11 protein-coding genes are annotated in these 5,428 nt (G+C 42.3%); 7 read left to right on the top strand and 4 right to left on the bottom strand.

The window, feature by feature from the left end:
- Positions 1–125 precede the first annotated feature (125 nt).
- The 4 genes from WN50_RS23510 to WN50_RS23525 all read left to right on the top strand — a co-directional run bounded on the left by WN50_RS23510 (position 126) and on the right by WN50_RS23525 (position 2,842).
- The gene (locus tag WN50_RS23510) at positions 126–869 is read left to right on the top strand and encodes an MORN repeat-containing protein (RefSeq protein ID WP_046278151.1); all 744 of its coding nucleotides are present in this window, start codon (positions 126–128) and stop codon (positions 867–869) included.
- A gap of 55 nt (positions 870–924) precedes the next feature.
- Complete coding sequence (locus WN50_RS23515) at positions 925–1,545, top strand: DUF6391 domain-containing protein (RefSeq protein ID WP_046278152.1); 621 nt, start codon at positions 925–927, stop codon at positions 1,543–1,545.
- Positions 1,546–1,648: 103 nt separating this feature from the next.
- A complete protein-coding gene (locus WN50_RS23520; RefSeq protein WP_046278153.1) occupies positions 1,649–1,954 on the top strand; it encodes a photosystem I reaction center subunit IV in 306 nt (101 codons plus the stop codon).
- 3 nt (positions 1,955–1,957) lie between these two features.
- Entirely contained in the window at positions 1,958–2,842 is an 885-nt protein-coding gene (locus tag WN50_RS23525) for a DNA-formamidopyrimidine glycosylase (RefSeq protein ID WP_046278154.1), read from the top strand.
- Between the two features lie 81 nt (positions 2,843–2,923).
- On the opposite strand, the gene WN50_RS23530 is transcribed toward WN50_RS23525, so the two are convergent.
- Complete coding sequence (locus WN50_RS23530) at positions 2,924–3,349, bottom strand: putative toxin-antitoxin system toxin component, PIN family (RefSeq protein ID WP_046278155.1); 426 nt, start codon at positions 3,347–3,349, stop codon at positions 2,924–2,926.
- Complete coding sequence (locus tag WN50_RS23535; protein ID WP_046278156.1) at positions 3,346–3,561, bottom strand: hypothetical protein; 216 nt, start codon at positions 3,559–3,561, stop codon at positions 3,346–3,348. The genes WN50_RS23530 and WN50_RS23535 overlap by 4 nt, the downstream gene beginning before the upstream one ends.
- Before the next feature lie 180 nt (positions 3,562–3,741).
- Here WN50_RS23535 and WN50_RS23540 point away from each other — a divergent pair, with 180 nt between their 5' ends.
- Genes WN50_RS23540 through WN50_RS23550 form a run of 3 tightly spaced genes read left to right on the top strand, consistent with a single transcriptional unit; the run spans position 3,742 to position 4,677 of the window.
- Positions 3,742–3,963, top strand: coding sequence for a hypothetical protein (locus tag WN50_RS23540; RefSeq protein ID WP_046278157.1), 222 nt, complete (start codon positions 3,742–3,744; stop codon positions 3,961–3,963).
- 25 nt (positions 3,964–3,988) lie between these two features.
- Positions 3,989–4,267, top strand: a complete 279-nt coding sequence (locus WN50_RS23545) for a hypothetical protein (RefSeq protein ID WP_046278158.1) — start codon at positions 3,989–3,991, stop codon at positions 4,265–4,267.
- Positions 4,264–4,677 carry a type II toxin-antitoxin system VapC family toxin gene (locus WN50_RS23550; RefSeq protein WP_046278159.1) on the top strand — a complete coding sequence of 138 codons (414 nt, stop codon included), beginning with the start codon at positions 4,264–4,266 and terminating at the stop codon, positions 4,675–4,677. Before WN50_RS23545 ends, WN50_RS23550 begins: the two co-directional genes overlap by 4 nt.
- 85 nt (positions 4,678–4,762) lie before the next feature.
- Here WN50_RS23550 and WN50_RS23555 read toward each other — a convergent pair whose 3' ends face one another.
- Both WN50_RS23555 and WN50_RS23560 read right to left on the bottom strand, forming a co-directional pair.
- On the bottom strand, positions 4,763–5,152 hold the full coding sequence (locus WN50_RS23555) for a type II toxin-antitoxin system VapC family toxin (protein ID WP_046278160.1): 390 nt from the start codon (positions 5,150–5,152) through the stop codon (positions 4,763–4,765).
- On the bottom strand, positions 5,139–5,384 hold the full coding sequence (locus WN50_RS23560; RefSeq protein ID WP_046278161.1) for an AbrB/MazE/SpoVT family DNA-binding domain-containing protein: 246 nt from the start codon (positions 5,382–5,384) through the stop codon (positions 5,139–5,141). Before WN50_RS23560 ends, WN50_RS23555 begins: the two co-directional genes overlap by 14 nt.
- Positions 5,385–5,428: the final 44 nt, after the last annotated feature.

Genomic DNA, 5,428 nt, shown 5'->3' on the forward strand with positions numbered 1-5,428 from the left:
AAACAGCCCTGGGGGATATGGGAGTCAGGGGGAAAGTTAATCGGGGTTGTTATTGATCAGCTTCAGTAGAACTTGCCCCCATTTTTCAAAAAAATATATAGTAAAATTAAACAGCAATAGGAGCTATGTTTCGCTTAGTTAAAAAGCTGGGATTTTTGAGTTTAACCCTTGTTAGCGTTGGAATTGGAGTTGATATCCTCACTTCTACTCCCGCAAACGCACAAGCACAACCAGAAGGAAAACGTCCTCCGGTTTGTGAAGGGCAACTGCCCACAGGTTCGGTCAAGTGTAATTATGAGGGCGGCGACAACTACCAAGGTAGCTTTGTCAATGGTCGCCCCGAAGGACGAGGCATTTATGTCTATAGCAATGGCGATCGCTACGAAGGCGAATTTCGCAACGGTTTACCCAATGGCCAAGGGGTATTTATCTTTTCAGATGATGCCCGTATAGTTGGTGTCTTTCAAGACGGCAATATTACCCAAGGAACCGTAATCTTTACCAACGGCGATCGCTACGTCGGACAGTTCAAAATTGTGCGAGACGTCGCTAGCGGACAAGGCAGTAGTCAGCCTCACGGTAGTGGAGAATTTATCTATAGCAACGGCGATCGCTTTGCTGGAGAATTCTTCGCCGGACAACCCTTTGGTGAAGGCAGCTTTACCCGCAAAGATGGCTCTCGCTGTCAAGGACAATTTTTTAACGAAGCGCTCGACGGTAAAGGAACTTGTACTTTTCCGAACGGACTTCGCTATGAAGGCGAATTTCGCGGCGGTATTCCTCACGGCCCTGGAACCCTAATTGATACCGCAGGCAAGCGACTACCGGGAACCTTTCGAGATGGTAAAAAAGTAGGAAATCCTTCTTAAAGCAATCAAAAAGGACTTCTGCTTGTCTACTTAAATTGATGGAGAACTTTAGATAATGACAACGGCGACTTCACATTCAGCCTCAGCTTATTCATTCCCCTTTGAGTTTGCGCCCAGTTCAACCCAAGATCGCGATCTGTTGCGCCAATTGAACTTTGTTCCGGGTGTTAAAGAAATCTTGATGACTCGACAAGTTCACGCCTTAGAACACGCCACCGTTTGGGTGTTGAGTGAATGGGCAAATGAAGGTGCAGCCACCGCAGACGAAGATCGTCTGGGCGGAATGTCAACAGCCGAAGGATTTTATCTCTATGGGCGCGTTCAGAGCGATCGCCTCAGACAAGCGGTAGAAACAGCCCAGCACCGTCTGACAGCCGGAGAATGGGATCTCGCTGTTCATCCGCGATGTGGTACCAATCTCTCAGTCGGAATGCTACTGACTGGTGGAGTGGCGATGGGTATTCATTTAGCTTTACCCAAAGGGCCAGTTGAACAGCTTTTGGCTTTAGGAGTCGCCGCCGGAGTGGCCACCCAACTTTCTCCAGAGTTAGGCAGTTGGGCGCAGCGATACCTGACCACTGCCATTCCCTTTAACCTACAAGTCTCGGAAATCTCCATTGTGCAGGACTTCTGGGGACGTTCAGCCCATTTTGTCGCCGCCCATTGGAGAGACTAGCAATAAAACTTAAAGACTCATTTGCACCGAGACAGCAGATCCAGTAGTACCCTGAACAATACAAGGCTTTATTCATCAATTTAGAAACGAGGAAGATAAGCTAATGGTTCAACGTGGTTCTAAAGTTCGGATTTTGCGGAAAGAGTCCTACTGGTATCAAGAAGTAGGTACTGTCGCTTCCGTTGACAAAAGCGGTATTAAATACCCCGTTATTGTCCGTTTTGATAAAGTCAACTACACAGGCATCAACACCAATAACTTCGCAGAAAGTGAAGTTGTAGAAGTTGGTACGGGTTCGGCTGCACCTCGCGGTCAACAAACACCCGTCGCTGCTGCTACCCGACGCACGGGCCAAGGAGCTGGCAAACCTGATGTCCCTGGCGATCCCAACCAAGGCGTTGAAAATTAGTCTGTGCCTGAATTGCCCGAGGTAGAAACGGTTAAAGGGGGCCTGAATCAGGTTTCCCGGAATCAGATTATTCAGGGTGGGGAAGTGTTGCTTAAACGCACCATTGCTCACCCTGTTTCTATTGATGAGTTTATTCGCGAATTATCAGGAAAAGCGATCGCCGGATGGTATCGACGCGGTAAATATTTATTAGCAGAATTTCAGGCTAATCCTGAAAATCAGCAACAACAACCCTTCTCAGATTTACAAATCTTCCCCAATGGCGGGTTAGCGGTTCACTTACGGATGACAGGTCAACTGTTATGGGTGAGTCAAGATGAACCCGTGAGTAAACATACCCGAGTCCGGCTGTTTTTCCCCAATCAACAGGAACTCCGTTTTGTCGATCAACGCACCTTCGGCAAAATCTGGGGAATTCCAAATAGCATCCCCGTTTCAAAGATTGTCACAGGCTTACAGAATTTGGGGCCTGAACCCTTTTCAGAAGAATTTTCGATAAAATACCTCACCGATCAATTTAACCGCCGTCAGCGCCCGATTAAAACGGCGTTACTGGATCAAAAACTGGTTGCAGGGGTGGGGAATATTTACGCCGATGAGACTTTATTTCTGAGTGGAATACAACCCACAACCCTTTGTGCAGATTTAACCCCCTCACAAATTAAAACGCTACATTCTCAACTGATTCAAGTGTTAAAAACCGCAATTGATGCAGGCGGAAGTACAATTCGTAACTTTCTAAATGTTTCTGGAGTCAACGGTAATTATGCAGGACAGGCTTGGGTTTATAATCGAGCAGGTCAACCGTGTCGAGTTTGTGAAACACCTATCGAACGCTTAAAAATTGCAGGGCGATCGGCTCATTTTTGTCCTCGTTGTCAGCCTTAAATTGAATCCCTCAGAGATGGCGACTTCCATTTCTTCTAAAGAGGCTTTTTTGAGGCTCGGAATGTTTCAACAAGACGAAGTTCATGGCTGTGCTTCTCCAATCAATTCTAAAAATTGTCTGGGCGTTAAAATAGAAATCCCTCGAAAAGGATGCAATTCTAATAAGTCTTTATCTCCTGTGATAATATAAGTGGCATTTCCATTAACTGCAACTTCTAAAAATTTATTGTCTTTGGGATCTCTACATTCTTTGATGAGTTCAGAGATGAAAATCTGCTCTGATTCAAGCTTTATCTTAGTTAAAAATTGATAACGAATATCTAGAGAAATATATTGATCAAATTTTGAACGAGTTAAGACTTCTTGCAATTCTTGTGAGGTGACATCAGACAGCAAAATTATACCGTTTTTTCTAGCTGCTTTAAAAGCTATATCGGGTAAGGATGATTGAATCAAAATACTACTCACTAGAATGTTAGTATCAATAACAACTCGTAGTTTATTCATTCTTCTAGTATTTTATCTAAAATATCTTGGGTTAATCCATTGGCTTTTGCCTGTTCTTGCATTTCTTCAATAATTTGTTCTAACGATTTATCTTGGATGATTGATTTCAGCCAGTTATTAACAAGAGTTGCAATTTTTTGCTGTTTTTCCGGTTCAGCTTCTCGGTAAGCTTTGGCAATTTCAGGGTCAACTTGAATGGTAATTGTTTCCATCGCTTCTTAAGATTTAGCTAAAGAATATCTTTAATTATACCAAATTTATATCGTTTCCGTAGTATGGACGTAGTCCAATCCCATTTATAACAGTCAAAGAGAGGAATGCTTTTCAGCCCCGAACTGGATGATGCTGTGATAAAATGTTAACTATCCGGTTCAGAATTAGAAGGATATCTAATGCGCGTTAAAGGCATAAAACGAGGGAGAAATATTGAAATATTTGAGGATATCAATATTCCTGACGGTCAAGAAATTATAATTGCAATTGAGACGGAGGAGGGTTTTTGCAAAAGTCTTGCTCGCTTTCGGCAAAAACTTGATTCTGATGGAGTATGGATCGAACCCGAAGTTTTTGAGAACCTGCGAGATTCTTCATCAGGTGGAGAAGTGATTTTATGAGTTTAAGTTTTTTAAAGGAGTTCCTATGGTTTCAAACAAATTATTACAATTGGAACAGTTCATCGATGAATTATCGTTAGAAGATAAGCTTTGGTTGCTTGATAAAATATTTGAACAAGTGCGAGGAATTACTGATAATAAAAATGTGAGCAATGATCGGCAAAATATTGAATATGATGATACAGCAAAACCGATTTGGGAAATCGTTGTAGAAATCGGGGCAAAAATTCCCGAGTCTGAATGGGAAAAAGTACCAAGTGACTTGTCAAAAAACTTTGACCTGTATCAAGGTTTGGGAGAATGAAACGAGTTTTTGCAGATACAGGTTATTGGGTGGCTTTACTCAATCCCAGAGATCAATTACATCAAAAAGCGCGAGAGTTATCCCAAAAAATGGGTTTACTGTATATTATTACCAGTGAAATGGTTTTGGCAGAGGTGCTGAATGATTTTTCTAAAAGGGGCGACTTTTTTCGCCGGGGTGCTATCGAGTTAATTGAAAGTCTCTATAACCATCCTAATGTGATAGTTGTTCAGCAAAGTAGTAGTCAATTTAAAGAGGGGTTACTGTTATATAAGCAAAGACCCGACAAAGAGTGGAGTATAACCGATTGCGTTTCTTTTAAGATTATGGAAGAATACGGTATTACAGAAGCTCTTGCCTACGATAAGCATTTTGAGCAGGCAGGTTTTATTCCTCTATTACGCGATTGATTTTAAGGTTTAGTGGCGATCGCATTTTGGGGAGGTATTAGAAATAGGGTTTTTCATCGGATTACTTTTATTGTCCTTTTGAGTGTTATTCCAGACAACGAAACCCTTTTTCTTCCTTCAGCTTGCCATCAAAACTAACGGTTTCTGTACAACCTGCTTGGCTGGCGATCGCTCCGATTAAATAATCTGAAAAGTCAGCCCGACCTTGTTTATAACGGTGTAAGGCTTGATAAACAATAGAACGGCTTTCAAATTCAAATGCAGAACTATGTAACATCGCTTCTAGGGTATTGATAATTTCATCTTTGCCAAACCCGTAGCTTCCTCCTCGAAGCACCCAAACCAATTCGCAAAGAACAATATTAGCAACAAAACAGGGTTGGTTTTGTTTAATAACTGCTACGGCTTGCTGCCACTGTTGTTCGTCATCTCGGGTTAGATAGCGAACGAGAATGTTTGTATCAACTCCGATCATTTGCTCGCTCGGAGATGGCGACTTCCATTTCTTCTAAAGAGGCTTTTTTTATCTCCGGTCGGTGTAAAATTCCTGATAATTCATCTACGGAAACATTGAGGGGAATAATTTTCACTAGACCTGTTTCATCAATAACGAAATCAATTTTACTCCCGCTACTCAGTTTGAGGTAGTCCCGAATTTCTTGAGGAATGGTAATTTGTCCGGTATCGCTAACTGTTGTGCTTAACATTACTAGGATCGTTGACTCAGTTGGCTGATTCGATTATAAGACAT

This window comes from Limnoraphis robusta CS-951 (genome assembly GCF_000972705.2).